Annotated in this window: 12 protein-coding genes; 8 read left to right on the top strand and 4 right to left on the bottom strand. The window is 71.0% G+C overall.

Annotated features, from left to right (window positions below; genetic code table 11):
• Window positions 1–147 precede the first annotated feature (147 nt).
• Window positions 148–1,596: an NCS2 family permease gene (locus OG538_RS15605; RefSeq protein ID WP_406094031.1), complete on the top strand. Its 1,449-nt coding sequence runs from the start codon at window positions 148–150 to the stop codon at window positions 1,594–1,596.
• Between the two features lie 51 nt (window positions 1,597–1,647).
• Here OG538_RS15605 and OG538_RS15600 read toward each other — a convergent pair whose 3' ends face one another.
• Complete coding sequence (locus OG538_RS15600; protein WP_326737854.1) at window positions 1,648–1,854, bottom strand: ribbon-helix-helix protein, CopG family; 207 nt, start codon at window positions 1,852–1,854, stop codon at window positions 1,648–1,650.
• Between the two features lie 145 nt (window positions 1,855–1,999).
• Here OG538_RS15600 and OG538_RS15595 point away from each other — a divergent pair, with 145 nt between their 5' ends.
• The 3 genes from OG538_RS15595 to thpR all read left to right on the top strand — a co-directional run bounded on the left by OG538_RS15595 (window position 2,000) and on the right by thpR (window position 4,570).
• The gene (locus OG538_RS15595) at window positions 2,000–2,440 is read left to right on the top strand and encodes a MarR family winged helix-turn-helix transcriptional regulator (protein ID WP_219573152.1); all 441 of its coding nucleotides are present in this window, start codon (window positions 2,000–2,002) and stop codon (window positions 2,438–2,440) included.
• Between the two features lie 95 nt (window positions 2,441–2,535).
• The gene (locus OG538_RS15590) at window positions 2,536–3,870 is read left to right on the top strand and encodes an MFS transporter (RefSeq protein ID WP_406094028.1); all 1,335 of its coding nucleotides are present in this window, start codon (window positions 2,536–2,538) and stop codon (window positions 3,868–3,870) included.
• Window positions 3,871–4,009: 139 nt separating this feature from the next.
• On the top strand, window positions 4,010–4,570 hold the full coding sequence (thpR, locus tag OG538_RS15585; RefSeq protein WP_406094026.1) for an RNA 2',3'-cyclic phosphodiesterase: 561 nt from the start codon (window positions 4,010–4,012) through the stop codon (window positions 4,568–4,570).
• A gap of 314 nt (window positions 4,571–4,884) precedes the next feature.
• Here thpR and OG538_RS15580 read toward each other — a convergent pair whose 3' ends face one another.
• The gene (locus tag OG538_RS15580; protein WP_406094024.1) at window positions 4,885–5,880 is read right to left on the bottom strand and encodes an aldo/keto reductase; all 996 of its coding nucleotides are present in this window, start codon (window positions 5,878–5,880) and stop codon (window positions 4,885–4,887) included.
• Between the two features lie 166 nt (window positions 5,881–6,046).
• Window positions 6,047–6,970: a LysR family transcriptional regulator gene (locus OG538_RS15575; protein ID WP_406094022.1), complete on the bottom strand. Its 924-nt coding sequence runs from the start codon at window positions 6,968–6,970 to the stop codon at window positions 6,047–6,049.
• Window positions 6,971–7,156: 186 nt separating this feature from the next.
• Between OG538_RS15575 and OG538_RS15570 the strand changes: the two genes are divergently transcribed.
• The 3 genes from OG538_RS15570 (at window position 7,157) to OG538_RS15560 (ending at window position 9,957) form a co-directional block, all read left to right on the top strand.
• Window positions 7,157–8,590 carry an MFS transporter gene (locus OG538_RS15570; protein WP_406094020.1) on the top strand — a complete coding sequence of 478 codons (1,434 nt, stop codon included), beginning with the start codon at window positions 7,157–7,159 and terminating at the stop codon, window positions 8,588–8,590.
• A gap of 26 nt (window positions 8,591–8,616) precedes the next feature.
• Window positions 8,617–9,111, top strand: a complete 495-nt coding sequence (locus OG538_RS15565) for a pyridoxamine 5'-phosphate oxidase family protein (RefSeq protein WP_406094018.1) — start codon at window positions 8,617–8,619, stop codon at window positions 9,109–9,111.
• A gap of 333 nt (window positions 9,112–9,444) precedes the next feature.
• Window positions 9,445–9,957, top strand: coding sequence for a hypothetical protein (locus tag OG538_RS15560; protein WP_406094016.1), 513 nt, complete (start codon window positions 9,445–9,447; stop codon window positions 9,955–9,957).
• A 211-nt stretch (window positions 9,958–10,168) separates the two neighbouring features.
• Here OG538_RS15560 and OG538_RS15555 read toward each other — a convergent pair whose 3' ends face one another.
• The gene (locus OG538_RS15555) at window positions 10,169–11,551 is read right to left on the bottom strand and encodes a collagen-binding domain-containing protein (protein WP_406094014.1); all 1,383 of its coding nucleotides are present in this window, start codon (window positions 11,549–11,551) and stop codon (window positions 10,169–10,171) included.
• A 337-nt stretch (window positions 11,552–11,888) separates the two neighbouring features.
• Between OG538_RS15555 and OG538_RS15550 the strand changes: the two genes are divergently transcribed.
• Complete coding sequence (locus tag OG538_RS15550) at window positions 11,889–12,890, top strand: endonuclease/exonuclease/phosphatase family protein (RefSeq protein ID WP_406094012.1); 1,002 nt, start codon at window positions 11,889–11,891, stop codon at window positions 12,888–12,890.
• The last annotated feature ends 31 nt before the right edge of the window (window positions 12,891–12,921 follow it).

The following is a 12,921-nucleotide window of genomic DNA, read 5'->3' as shown; positions in this document are numbered from 1 at the left end:
AGTCGGCGCAAGGGTCTACGCGCGGAGATAGCGATCTTCGCCTTATGTATTCATACTGAATCTGCTTACGACTGTCTCAATATATTCGTATGAAAGTCCAAAGCTGACCATATTTAACCTCCCCACTACGCACGACTGAGGTCATACATGTCCCCCTCGGCCACCGCTCCGGTCGACTCCACACCGCCCCCGTCGCCCACCGGCGGCCTGGACGGTTTCTTCAAGATCTCCGAGCGGGGGTCGTCGGTCGCGCGTGAGATCCGCGGTGGCTTCGCCACGTTCTTCGCAATGGCGTACATCATCGTGCTGAACCCGATCATCCTGGGCAGCGCGAAGGACATGTACGGCCACCAGCTCGACAGTGGCCAGCTGGTCACCGCGACGGTGCTGACCGCGGCGTTCTCCACCCTGCTCATGGGCGTCATCGGCAACGTGCCGATCGCGCTGGCCGCCGGTCTCGGCGTCAACACCGTCGTCGCCCTCCAGCTCGCCCCCCGGATGAGCTGGCCCGACGCGATGGGCATGGTCGTCCTCGCGGGCATCGTGGTCATGCTGCTGGTCGCGACCGGGCTGCGGGAACGCGTGATGAACGCCGTACCGACCTCGCTCCGCAAGGGCATCGCGATCGGCATCGGCCTCTTCATCCTGCTGATCGGTCTGGTCGACTCGGGCTTCGTCTCCCGCATCCCGGACCTCGCGCACACCACCGTGCCGCTCCAGCTGGGCAACGACGGTCACCTCAACGGCTGGCCGGTCCTCGTCTTCATCCTCGGCGCGCTGCTCACCCTCGCGCTGATCGTCCGCAAGGTGCCGGGCGCGATCCTGATCTCCATCGTGACGATGACGGGTGTCGCGCTGATCATCGACGCGGCCGCCGACCTGCCGGGCGAGGCCTGGGGCCTGACCGTGCCCCAGTGGCCGGGCAACCCGGTCGCCTCGCCCGACTTCGGGCTCATCGGTGACGTCAGCCTGTTCGGCGGTTTCGACAAGGTCGGTGTCCTCACCGGCATCCTGTTCGTCTTCACCGTGCTGCTGTCCTGCTTCTTCGACGCGATGGGCACCATCCTCGGCGTCGGCGACGAGGCCAGGCTGACCGACAAGGACGGCAACTTCCCGGGCATCAACAAGGTGCTGTTCGTCGACGGCATCGCGGTCGCCGCGGGCGGTGCGAGCTCCGCCTCGGCGGGCACCTGCTTCGTGGAGTCCACGGCGGGCGTCGGCGAGGGGGCCCGCACCGGCTTCGCGAGCATCGTCACGGGTCTGCTGTTCACGGCGGCGCTGTTCCTCACACCGCTGGCGACCATGGTCCCCTCGCAGGCGGCCACACCGGCGCTGCTGGCGGTCGGCTTCCTGATCATCGCCGGCTCGGTACGGGACATCGACTGGAGCGACTACACGCTCGCGATCCCGGCCTTCCTCGCCATGGTGATGATGCCGTTCACGTACTCGATCACCAACGGCATCGGGATCGGCTTCATCACGTTCTGCGTGCTGCGGCTGGCCGCCGGCCGTGGTCGCGAGGTGCCGGTGGCCATGTACGTGGTCTCGGCGGTCTTCGTCTTCTACTACGCGATGCCGGCGCTCGGCCTCACGTGATCCCGGCAGGGGCGGGGGTGCGGGGGTGGGCTCACGCCCGGGGGGTCTCCGTCAGGTGACCTCCTCGGCCGCGACCCCCTCCGCCCCGTAGAACTTCTCCGTCTCGTCGACGGCCGCCTGGAAGCGCTCGTCGAAGTCGTCGCGAATGAGCGTCCGGACCACATAGTCCTGGACGCTCATTCCGCGTTTGGCGGCGTGCTGCTTGAGCCGGTCGAGCAGCTCACCGTCTATCCGCAGGCTGAGCACTGTCGATCCCATGGCAAGCAGGGTTACGTCCCCCAGGCCCGACGCGCGTGACTTTCCGGAATCGACTCACTCGTTTGGGTGATCGATTGGTGATCTGGGCCTCGCGCGTGTACCACCGAGTGGTCTTTAGAATAGGTAATGAGTTACGCTAACAAACATGCCTGACCTGATCCACGACAGCGACAGTGCCGCCGCCGTGAGCTCCCTTCGTTCCGCCGTCATGCTGCTCGGCCGGCGCCTCAAGCACCAGCGCGTCGACGAGTCGCTGAGCCCCACCGAGATGTCGGTGCTCGGCACACTCGCGCGTTGCGGTTCGGCCACCCCCGGTGAGCTGGCCCGCAAGGAGCATGTGCAGCCGCCGTCGATGACCCGCATCGTCGCGCTGCTGGAAGCCAAGGGACTGGTCAGGCTGGAACCGCACCCCGATGACCGTCGTCAGAAGATGGTCAGCCAGACAGAGCAGGCCGAAGCCATGCTCGCCGAGAGCCGCTCCAAGCGGAACGCCTGGCTGACCACCCTCGCCGAAGGCCTGGACGAGGACGAGTGGGAGACGCTGCGCAACGCGGCGCCCGTGCTGGAGAAGCTCGCCCACCTGTAGCGGAGCGGGCCGCGCCGGACAGAAACCGGCGCACCGCCCCACCGCCGCATCCCCGTCAGTCAACGCAATGTCCACGCCCGAGGAGGCGAACCCTTTTGAGTTCGGGATCCGGAGCAGACTCCGCCCCCGCACCGACTTCCACCCACGAGAGCAAGCCCGGCGGGACCTTCTCGTCGCTGAAGATCCGCAACTACCGCCTGTTCGCCACGGGCGCCGTGATCTCCAACACCGGTACCTGGATGTCCCGCATCACGCAGGACTGGCTCGTCCTGAGCCTCACCGGGTCCGCCGCCGCCGTCGGCATCACCACGGCACTCCAGTTCCTCCCCATGCTGCTCTTCGGCCTGTACGGCGGCGTCATCGCCGACCGCCTCCCGAAGCGCAAGCTCCTGCTCATCAGCCAGGCGGCCCTCGGCCTGTGCGGTATCGCGCTCGCCGTCCTCACGCTCTCCGGCGTGGTCCAGGTGTGGCACGTCTACCTGATCGCCTTCCTGCTCGGCATGGTCACCGTCGTGGACAACCCGGCACGACAGGCGTTCGTCTCCGAGATGGTCGGCCCCGCCCAGCTGCGGAACGCGGTCAGTCTGAACTCGGCGAACTTCCAGTCCGCCCGGCTCGTCGGTCCCGCCGTCGCGGGCGTGCTGATCACCTCGGTCGGCAGCGGCTGGGCCTTCATGTTCAACGGCCTGTCGTTCCTCGCGCCGCTCGTCGGCCTGCTGATGATGCGTGCGAGCGAACTGCACAAGGCCGTCGTCATACCGCGCGCCAAGGGGCAGCTCCGTGAGGGGCTGCGCTACGTCTCCGGGCGTCCCGAGCTGATCTGGCCGATCGTCCTCGTCGGCTTCGTCGGCACCTTCGGTTTCAACTTCCCGATCTGGCTGACGGCCTTCGCGGACGAGGTCTTCCACGGCGGCGCGGGGATGTACTCGTTCTTCAACATCCTCATGGCGGCCGGCTCCCTCGTCGGAGCGCTTCTCGCCGCCCGCCGCCGCTCCTCGCGGCTGAGGATGCTGGTGGCCGCCGGTACGGCGTTCGGCGTGCTGGAGATCATCGCCTCCATGGCGCCGTCCGTCTGGATCTTCGCGATCCTGCTCGTCCCGATCGGCATGATCGGCCTGACGACCAACATCAGCGCGAACACCAGCGTCCAGATGGCCTCCGACCCGGCCATGCGCGGCCGGGTGATGAGCCTGTACATGATGGTCTTCGCCGGGGGTACGCCGGTGGGCGCCCCGATCGTCGGCTGGATCAGCGACGCGTACGGCGTCCGGACCGGCATGGCGGTCGGCGGGGCGTTCTCCCTGGTGGCCGCGCTCGGGGTCGGCTTCATGCTGGCCCGCGTCGGCGGTCTGCGCCTGCGGGTCGACCTGCGGCCGGGCCGCCCGCACGTGCGGTTCGTCCCGCGCGAGCAACTGGCGACGGCGGCCTGAGAGCCGCTGCCAAGGACGCGATACGGCCCCGCCCGGGATTCGGGCGGGGCCGTACGCGTGAGGCGGGGGCCGCGGCCGGCGGGGGAGGCCGCCGACCAGGGGTGAGCCGGACGGCGTCCGGGGCTGCCAGACTCGCCGCATGAGACTCTTCGCCGCCGTCCTGCCACCGGCCCCCGCCGTCGAGGAGCTGCACCGTGCGGTGGCCCCCCTGCACGCGCTGCCCGGTGCCGACACCCTGCGCTGGACCGCACCCGAGGGCTGGCACTACACGCTGGCCTTCCTCGGGGACGTCGACGAGGAGCTGCTGCCGGACCTGTACAGCCGGCTGGAGCGGGCCGCGCACCGCACCGAGGCGCTCGCCCTGCGGATCCACGGGGCCGGCCGCTTCGACGGGCGGGCCCTGTGGGCGGGGGCCGCCGGCGCGCTGGACCCGCTGCGGCTGCTGGCCGAGCGCTCCCACGCCGCCGCCCGCCGGGCCGGGGTGCCGATGGAGGAGCACCGCCGCTACACCCCGCACCTCACGCTCGCCCGAAGCCGCGTCCCGGCGGACCTGACCCCGTTCACCACGGCCCTGGGCGGGTTCGAGGGCCTGCACTGGGAGGCCGGTGAGCTCAGCCTCGTACGCAGCCATCTGCCGGTGGACGGAGTGCCGGGGGAGCAGCCGCGGTACGAGGTGGTGAGGGCCTGGGGCCTGGGCTGAGCCGGCCCGGGGCGTCACGACGCCCGGCACGCACGCCCGCCGCACCGGCCACATGCCCGAGAGCTCCGCCACGAGGGCGTTCGTCAGGCATGCCGACCGCACGCACCGGACGCCGCTCCCTCTTCCCCGGGCCGGCTCAGCCGGGGGCCCTGGCCGCTCGGACGTGAGCCGGGCGGTTACGCTCGTCGGGTGGACCCGAAGACCAGAAACCGCATTATGGCGGCCGTGCTCGTGCTGATGTTCGTCGTCGTAGCGGCGGCGGCCGCCCTCGGGAGCTGAGCCCGCACCGAGGACGGCCTTGAGGCCGGACCGCTCTACCAGGCGAAGTTCTCCGGTGACGGGCCCGGGCCGGGGAAGATCTCCTCCAGCGCACCCAGCACCTCGTCCGAGAGCTCCAGCTCCACCGCGCGCAGTGCGGAGTCGAGCTGTTCCCGGGTGCGCGGGCCGGAGATCGGGCCGGTCACGCCGGGCCGGGTCAGCAGCCACGCCAGACCCACCTCGCCGGGCGCCAGCCCGTGCTTGTCCAGCAGGTCCTCGTACGACTGCACCTGCGCCCGCACCTTCGGGTCGGCCAGTGCCTCGGCGGATCGGCCCGAGACGGACCGGGCGCCGCCGCCCTCGCGCTCCTTGCGGATCGCGCCACCGAGCAGCCCGCCGTGCAGCGGGGACCAGGGGATGACCCCGAGGCCGTACTCCTGGGAGGCCGGGATGACCTCCATCTCGGCCCCGCGCTCCATCAGGTTGTAGATGCACTGCTCGCTGACCAGCCCGTAGCTGCCCCGCTGCCGGGCCCTCTCGTTGGCCTGGGCGATCTTGTAGCCGGAGAAGTTCGACGAGCCGGCGTAGAGGATCTTGCCCTGCTGGATCAGTACGTCGATGGCCTGCCAGATCTCGTCGATCGGGGTGGACCGGTCGACGTGGTGGAACTGGTACAGGTCGATGTGGTCCGTCTGCAGCCGCTTCAGGCTGGCGTCGACGGCCCGGCGGATGTTGAGGGCGGACAGCTTGTCGTGGTTGGGCCACGCCTCACCGTCGGCGCCCATGTTGCCGTAGACCTTGGTGGCGAGCACGACCTTGTCGCGGCGGTCGCCGCCCTGCGCGAACCAGGTGCCGAGGATCTCCTCGGTGCGGCCCTTGTTCTCGCCCCACCCGTAGACGTTCGCCGTGTCGAAGAAGTTGACGCCCGCGTCGAGGGCGGCGTCCATGAGCGCGTGGCTGTCGCTCTCGTTGGTCTGGGGGCCGAAGTTCATCGTCCCCAGGACGAGGCGGCTGACCTTGAGTCCTGTGCGTCCGAGCTGCGTGTACTTCATGAGGACAAGCCAACGCCTTCGAGTCCGCTCGAAGCAAGGGTGGCTTCCGGTCGCGCGGAGCGGTTCACCCCGTCCGCCGCGGCGCGGGAGCCAGGAAGCGGCCGGGCGTGCCGATCAACGTCGTCCTCATCACTCCGCCCCGGGGCGGAGTGATCAGGACGGGTGATCAGGACGGCAGCGCGGTGCGCGGATCCCCCCGCACCATCTCCCGTGCCACCTCGCGGGCGGTCCTGGCGAACGCCTCGACCGGGCCGGTGCGCTGCCCGGTCCGCCAGACCAGGCCGTAGCCGGCCGGTTCCGCGTCCGTGCAGGGGATGTACGCGACACCGGGGCGCGCGTAGTACGTCGCCGTGTGCGCGGGTGCGAGCAGCGCGCCCCTGCCGCCGGCGACCAGCGTCAGGGCCTCCTGCATGTTGGTCACACCGGGGCCACGGGCGATCGGCCGGCCGGCCGGTGTGCGGGCGGGGACGTGGTACTCCAGCCAGTAGTCCGGAAGGTCGCCCGCCGGGGTGAGCAGGGAAACGTCCGCCAGGTCCTCCAGGGACACGGAATCGCGCCCGGCGAGCGGGTGTGCCGAGCCGATCACGAGGACCCGCTCTTCGGCGAGCAACGCGGGCCCGCCGCGCAGATCGCCCTCGCTCACCGGGAACTCCTGAAGCTGGACGTCGAAGTCCCCGCTGCGCAGCATCCCGTAGGGATCGGTGAGCGGCACCTCGCAGATCTCCACGGAGAGGCCGGGATGGCTGATCCGCAACGCCTCCGTCGCCTTCATGACGATCTCGCCGGTCAGCGGGTTGGCGAATCCGACGTGCAGCACCGAGTCGATCCCGCGCGCGGTGGCGGCGGCCCGGCTGAGGGCGTCCTCGATGGCCCGGTGGTGCGGTGCGAGGTCCGCGCTCAGTTGCCGGCCCAGTGAGGTGAGAGCGACCCGACGGCTGGTGCGGATGAACAACGGGGCGCCGACCCGGCGTTCGAGCCGCTGCACCAGTTGGCTCACGCGGGCCCGGGACAGCCGCATCTTCTCGGCGGTGCGACCGAAGTGCAACTCCTCGGCCAGCAGGAGAAAGCATTCCAGTTCGTCGCGTTCCATCCAGGTCCCCCACGCAGAGCGGATCGGTAAGCGTGGTTGAACCAACGTTGCGATCATCGCCGTTGTTCCACCGGATCGCCTGGGCCGAAGGTGGAGGAGCAGCCGGAAGGCAGCCCTCATCCCTTCTCCACTCAAGGAATCGCCATGAACGCAGAGCGTACGAGTCCACGGAAACCGGCAGGAGCGATGAGCGCTCGGGAGTGGGGTGTCCTGTTCGTGCTGTGCGGCGCGATCTTCCTGGAGGGCATCGACGTGGCCATGCTCAATGTGGCCCTGCCGTCCATCCGTGCCGACCTCGGCCTGTCCACCGGCTCGCTGCAGTGGGTGATGAGCGCGTACGTCCTCGGGTACGGCGGTTTCATGCTGGTCGGTGGACGCGCCGCCGACCTCTTCGGGCGCCGCCAGATGTTCGTCTTCTGGCTCTCGGCCTTCCTGCTCTTCTCCGGACTGGGCGGATTCGCCACCGAGGGCTGGATGTTGATCGCGGCCCGGTTCGTCACCGGCGTCGCGGCCGCCTTCATGACCCCGGCGGGTCTGTCCATCATCACCACGAGCTTCGAAGAGGGGCCGCAGCGCAACAGAGCGCTGCTCATCTACTCGGGTACCGCGGCCGGCGGGTTCTCGATCGGCCTGGTGGTCGGCGGTCTCCTCGCCGCGGTCGGCTGGCGCTGGGTCTTCTTCGCCCCGGTGGCGCTCTCCGCTCTGATCCTGCTCGCCGCGCTCGCCTTCGTACCCAAGTCGCCGAGCCCCGGCCGCAGCGGCCGGAGCGTCGATCTGGCGGGCGGCTTCACCATCACCGCCGGGATCGTGCTGATCGTCCTGGGAGTGGAGCGCGCCTCCCACACCGGCCTCGCCGCGACCGCGCTCACCCTGGGTGCGGGCCTCGCATCACTGCTGGCCTTCCTCGTCATCGAACGCCGCTCGGCCAACCCACTGGTGCGCCTCGGCATCCTCCGCAGCGGCGCCCTGGTCCGCGCCAACCTCGTCGGACTCCTCTTCGCCGCGGGCTTCTTCGGTTTCCAGTTCCTGGTCGTCCTCTACCTCCAGGAACTGCGCGGCTGGTCCACTCTGCAGACCAGCTTCGCGATGATCGTCATCGGCGTCGACGCGGTCCTGTCGCCGCTTCTCGTCCCCAGACTGGTGGCCCGCTTCGGCAACGGACGCCTGATCCTCGGCGGTCTGCTCATCGCGTCCCTGGCGTACGCCCTCTTCCTGCCGGTCGGGGCCGACTGGACCTACCTGGCGATGCTCCCCAGCCTGCTGCTCCTCGGCATCGCCTTCGCACTCGCCTACGGCCCGCTCACGATCGTCGCGACCGAGGGGGTCAAGGAGGAGGAACAGGGCCTGGCCGGCGGGCTCCTCTACACGTCGTTCCAGTTCGGTGCGGCACTGGGCCTCTCGGCGACCACGGCCGTCAACGTCGCGGCGACCGCGTCGAGCGCACCGGCCGCGCTCCTCGACGGCTACCGGGCTGCCCTGTGGGTGCCGCTCGCAGCGGCCCTGCTCGCCGTCCTCGTCAGTGCCTTCGGGGTGCGTGTCCGGACCGGCGGCACGGTGACCGCCTCGGGCGAGCCGGCCGCCGGTGACCGTACGCCCGTCGAACTCCCCGTCTCCCGCTGACCCTTCCCCCGAGAGGAGCACCCACCGTGCCCGCCACCCGGGTCGCCGCCTTCACCGACCTCCAGGACACCTTCTTCCAGTACGTCCGCGACATCAGATACGCCACCATGGTCACCGTCGACCTGGAGAACCGTCCCCGTGCCCGGATCCTGCTCCCCGTCTGGGAGGTGGTCGACGGCCTGCCCGTCGGCTGGCTGGCGGCGTACCGGACCCCCGTCAAGACGGCCCACCTGGCCCACAGCCCCCACACCACGTACTCCTACTGGAACCCCCGCCAGAACACCGTCCATGTCGACGCCCTCTCCACCTGGGCCCACGACGAGGACACCAAGCGCCACGCCTGGGATCTCTACCGCGAAGGCGGGCCGCCCGGGGTGGGGTACGACCCGGTCCACTACTGGCGGGGTGGTCCCGAGGACCCCGACTACCACGTGATCCGCATCGAACCTCGGCGGATCCAGCTGGTGCGGGGCTCCGATCTGCGGAGCACGATCTGGCGGCGGGCCGCCGGGCCGGCCTGATGCCCCGTGCCGCAGCCCACCCCGTCCGGCGCCGCCCGTACCGCCGGGCCGGCCTGATGCCCCGTGCCGCAGCCCACCCCGTCCGGCGCCGCCCGTACCGCCGGGCCGGCCTGATGCCCCGTGCCGCAGCCCACCCCGTCCGGCGCCGCCCGTACCGCCGGGCCCGTCGCCGCTCCGCCAGGGTGGCCCGCGTCCTCGGACACCGTCGGTCGCGCGTCCGGCCACGCCCTGGCCGGCTCCCATGCGGTGGTCGGCGGCGCGCCGAGCGCGGCATCGGGAGGCCGGGGCGCGGGCGCCGCAGGAGGTACCGCCCTGCGGCGTAGCCTGGCAACCGTGAACTCCACTCCCGAGGTACTGGCCGTACTCGGCGACCTGCTCGCCGCCGCAGCTCCCGACGACCGCGGAGCTCTCTGGCAGCTGGACAGGCAGGGCAGGGAGTTGGACGCCAACCTGGTCCGCCTGCCGCCGGGCGCCGAGGTGGGGGAGCACCAGGAGGACGTACTGGACGTCCTCCTGGTGGTCCTCGAAGGCAACGGCCGCCTCACTCCGGGCGACAGCGGCGAGCCGCTCGACCTGACCCCGACCACGGTCATGTGGCTCCCGCGCACCTCGCGCCGGTCCCTGGCGGCGGGCCCGGACGGCCTGGCCTACGTCACGGTGCACCGCCGCCGGCCGGGCCTCGCGATCAAGAGCGCGCCGACTGCCGCGGTGTCGTACGAAGGGGGCGAGGCGCCCTGTGCGCTGGACCGGGTCTGCCCCGAGTGCGGCCGTATGTCGCAGGAGTCCGCACCCAAGTACTGCGGCGAGTGCGGGGAGCGCTTCCCGGGGCGCTGCCCCGGCCCCTGATCCGGCCCGGTCCGGTCCGGCGAAAGGCCTGACCGGCCACGGTGGTGCGGGAGTTACCGCTGTTCCGGCACCCCCCGGTCGCGAGCCCCGCCCGGTCGGCCGGGCGGGGCTTCGGTGGCGGCAGCTCCGGTCCGGGGTGTTGCACGCACTGTCCGCATCTCGACATGCCGGGGAATGACCCGGCCCCGCCCGGGCTGCCGGGTGCCGGGAGTCAGTGCTGCGGTCGACGGCGTCCCAGGAGGAAGAGCCCGGCGGCGACGAGGAGGAGGCCTCCGCTCGCCGCGAAGAGGGTGGTGGACGCGCCGGTGTCGGCCAGCCCGCCACCCGGCCCGTGGTGGTCGTGTCCGCCCTGGCCCGGCGGCGGGGTGGGGCGGTCATCCGTGTGATCCGGGGTCGGGATGGGCTCGGGGGTAGGCCCGGTGGGCGCCGGTGTGGGCTCGGTGGGGGTGGGGGTCGGCTCGATGGGCGTCGGTGTGGGGTCCGTGGGGGTGGGGGTCGGCGCGGGGGACCCGCCCCCGGTGCAGTCGAGCTCGGCGGCGAACGGGAACTGGTGGATCTCGCCCGCGTCCACGGATGAGGCACCGTCGTTCGTCAGCGGTCCGGCCGTCAGTTCCTTCACCACGATCGTGCCTTCGATGTTGGACGCGGCCATGTCCGTGAGGTGGGCCCGGGGTGCGAACACGGTGCCCTCCAGCGAGTCGCCGTCCGCCATGGTGATGTCGGTGGCGTCGGGGAAGTTCCACAGCATGTACGGGGCCTGTTCGCCGGAGGCCCCCGCGAGGTTCGGCAGGTGCCAGACGTACCTGCCGTCCGTGCCGGTCGTGTCGACGTCGACCACGAACGGCGTCGTCGCCGTCGGGGGTGTGTCGAACGTGATCTCGGAGAGGTTGTTCAGCTGCTCCCCGGTCAGCCGGAGCACGTTCGTCTCCCCGGCGGTGAGGGTGACATGGGCGCTGGTCCCGGCCGGGAACCCGGTCTGGTCGGGAAGCGGATTTCCGGCGGCATCGCGCAGGATGACGTTCGTGTCGCAGGTGTCGATCGCGTCGGAGCGGTCCCGGTAGGTCGCGAAGAGGGCGTCGAGGTCGGGCAGCCCCGTGGGGTCGGTGACGGACTCGACCGGCTGGCGGACGGTCGTCTCGATCCGCGGAGTGGAGTCGTGCGTGGCTCCGGCCGCGACGACCTGGGTGTTGACGTCGGCGTTGTTGACGTCCTTGTCCAGGACGGACGACCCCCTCCCGTCGCCGATCTTGACGTAGCCGTCGCTGAGGACCTTCAGCACGCCCTGCGGAGAGCTGTTCGCGTGGTCGGCCCTGCCGCCCACGAGCAGTGCCGTCGGCCGGTCGTCACCGGGTGCGGTGAACGTGCCGGGAGTGTGCAGCGCGACGTTGTAACCGGGGCCGTAGATCAGGTCTCCGCCGATGGCCACCGAGCCCTCGGTCTCGGTGCTGCCCAGGGTGGCGTCGTCCTGGACGAGCACACCGAAACCGAGGTCCCCGGCCAGCGGATTTCCCGAGTAGTCGGCAGCGGCAGGGGCCGCGGTGGCCAGGCAGAGGACGCAGACGGTCGAGGCGGCGACGAGATGGGTGCGATTCATGCCGGGGACCGTAAGTGTGATGGTCGGGCTGTACGGAGGGGCGAGGCCGAAGAGTCACCCGCGCGGACGCGGTACTCCCTCCATCGGCCGCCGCCGGTTCTGCGTGCCGCTCGGGCGCGCAGTCCAGCCGGGTTGACGTGCCGCCCGTTCCGCCTTGCATCAAGTGCCTTGCCTCAAGTGCTCGGCATCAAGTGCTGCGCATCACGTCCGGACGGAGCCCGCCGAAGGTGCCCCGACCGCGTTCCTGGCCGCCCCGGCCCGTGGGCGCCCTGGAACTGCAGGACCCCGCAGCCCGTCATGGACAACAAGGCCAAGCAGACGGGAATCACGGGACATCATGGCGGAACGGGCGGACAGCGGTACGGCCTCGTCGGTGAAGGCTGACGTCACCTGGTGGTCATGGGAGCGGCCGGGGCGGTGGTCGCGCGGCCGGGTGATCGCCGCGCTCTCCCTGCTCACGGCGCTCCTGCTCGCGTTCCCCCGGCTGCTGCCCAACCGGCCGGGCCACGTGGGAAGCCTGCTGGAGGCGTTCCTGCCGTGGCTCGGTCTCGCGGTCGTCCCCCTGCTCGCCGGCGCCCTGCTGCGTCGCTCGGTCACGGCACTGCTCTCCCTCCTCCTGCCGCTCGCGGCGTGGGCGCACGCCTTCGGCGGGTTGTTTCTCGCCGCCCCGCAGCCCGGAGAGCGCGACCTGGTCGTGGTGCAGCACAACGTGAGCGACGTGAACCAGGACCCGGCGGGCACGGCGCGCACCCTGGCCTCGGCCCGGCCGGACCTGATCGCGCTGGAGGAGCTGGTCCCGGCCGCCCTGCCGGCGTACGAGAAGGCCCTTGCCCCGGACTTCCGGTTCCACGAGGTCCGCGGCACGGTCGGGATCTGGTCGAAGCACCCGCTCTCCGACACACGAGCGGTGGACATCAAACCCAGGGAGATCGACGAGGACTGGAGCCGCGGTCTGCGTACCGTGGTCCACACCCCGCAGGGCGAAGTCGCCGCCTACGTCGCCCATCTGCCCTCGATCCGCGTCGGCGCGAGCGGGTTCGCCTCGGCCCGGCGGGACGAGAGCGCCCACCTGCTGGGCAGGGCCGTCGCCGCGGAGACGGTCGGCAAGGTGATCGTGCTGGGCGACCTCAACGGCACGGTCGACGACCGCGGTCTGTCGCCGCTGACCTCGCAGCTGAACGCGTCGGAGCGCGGATTCGCTTTCAGCTTCCCCGCGTCCTTCCCGCTGGCCCGGATCGACCAGGTCCTGGCCCGCTCGGCGACGGTCGGCCGCATTCGCACCCTGCCCGCGACGGGCAGCGACCATCTGCCGATCACCGCCCGGGTCGCGCTGGGCTGAGCTGACAGCCGACCGTCCGACGCCCCCCGCC

Source organism: Streptomyces sp. NBC_01013 (assembly GCF_045162765.1).
Classification (GTDB): Bacteria; Actinomycetota; Actinomycetes; order Streptomycetales; family Streptomycetaceae; genus Streptomyces.
This window is presented reverse-complemented; position numbering and strand designations above follow the sequence as displayed.

Excerpts from the sequence above, each read along its gene's own strand:
- OG538_RS15605 (WP_406094031.1), top strand. The coding sequence starts at position 148 with ATGTCCCCCTCGGCCACCGCTCCGGTCGACTCCACACCGCCCCCGTCG.
- OG538_RS15600 (WP_326737854.1), bottom strand. The coding sequence starts at position 1,854 with ATGGGATCGACAGTGCTCAGCCTGCGGATAGACGGTGAGCTGCTCGAC.
- OG538_RS15595 (WP_219573152.1), top strand. The coding sequence starts at position 2,000 with ATGCCTGACCTGATCCACGACAGCGACAGTGCCGCCGCCGTGAGCTCC.
- thpR (WP_406094026.1), top strand. The coding sequence starts at position 4,010 with ATGAGACTCTTCGCCGCCGTCCTGCCACCGGCCCCCGCCGTCGAGGAG.
- OG538_RS15580 (WP_406094024.1), bottom strand. The coding sequence starts at position 5,880 with ATGAAGTACACGCAGCTCGGACGCACAGGACTCAAGGTCAGCCGCCTC.
- OG538_RS15575 (WP_406094022.1), bottom strand. The coding sequence starts at position 6,970 with ATGGAACGCGACGAACTGGAATGCTTTCTCCTGCTGGCCGAGGAGTTG.
- OG538_RS15570 (WP_406094020.1), top strand. The coding sequence starts at position 7,157 with ATGAGCGCTCGGGAGTGGGGTGTCCTGTTCGTGCTGTGCGGCGCGATC.
- OG538_RS15555 (WP_406094014.1), bottom strand. The coding sequence starts at position 11,551 with ATGAATCGCACCCATCTCGTCGCCGCCTCGACCGTCTGCGTCCTCTGC.
- OG538_RS15550 (WP_406094012.1), top strand. The coding sequence starts at position 11,889 with ATGGCGGAACGGGCGGACAGCGGTACGGCCTCGTCGGTGAAGGCTGAC.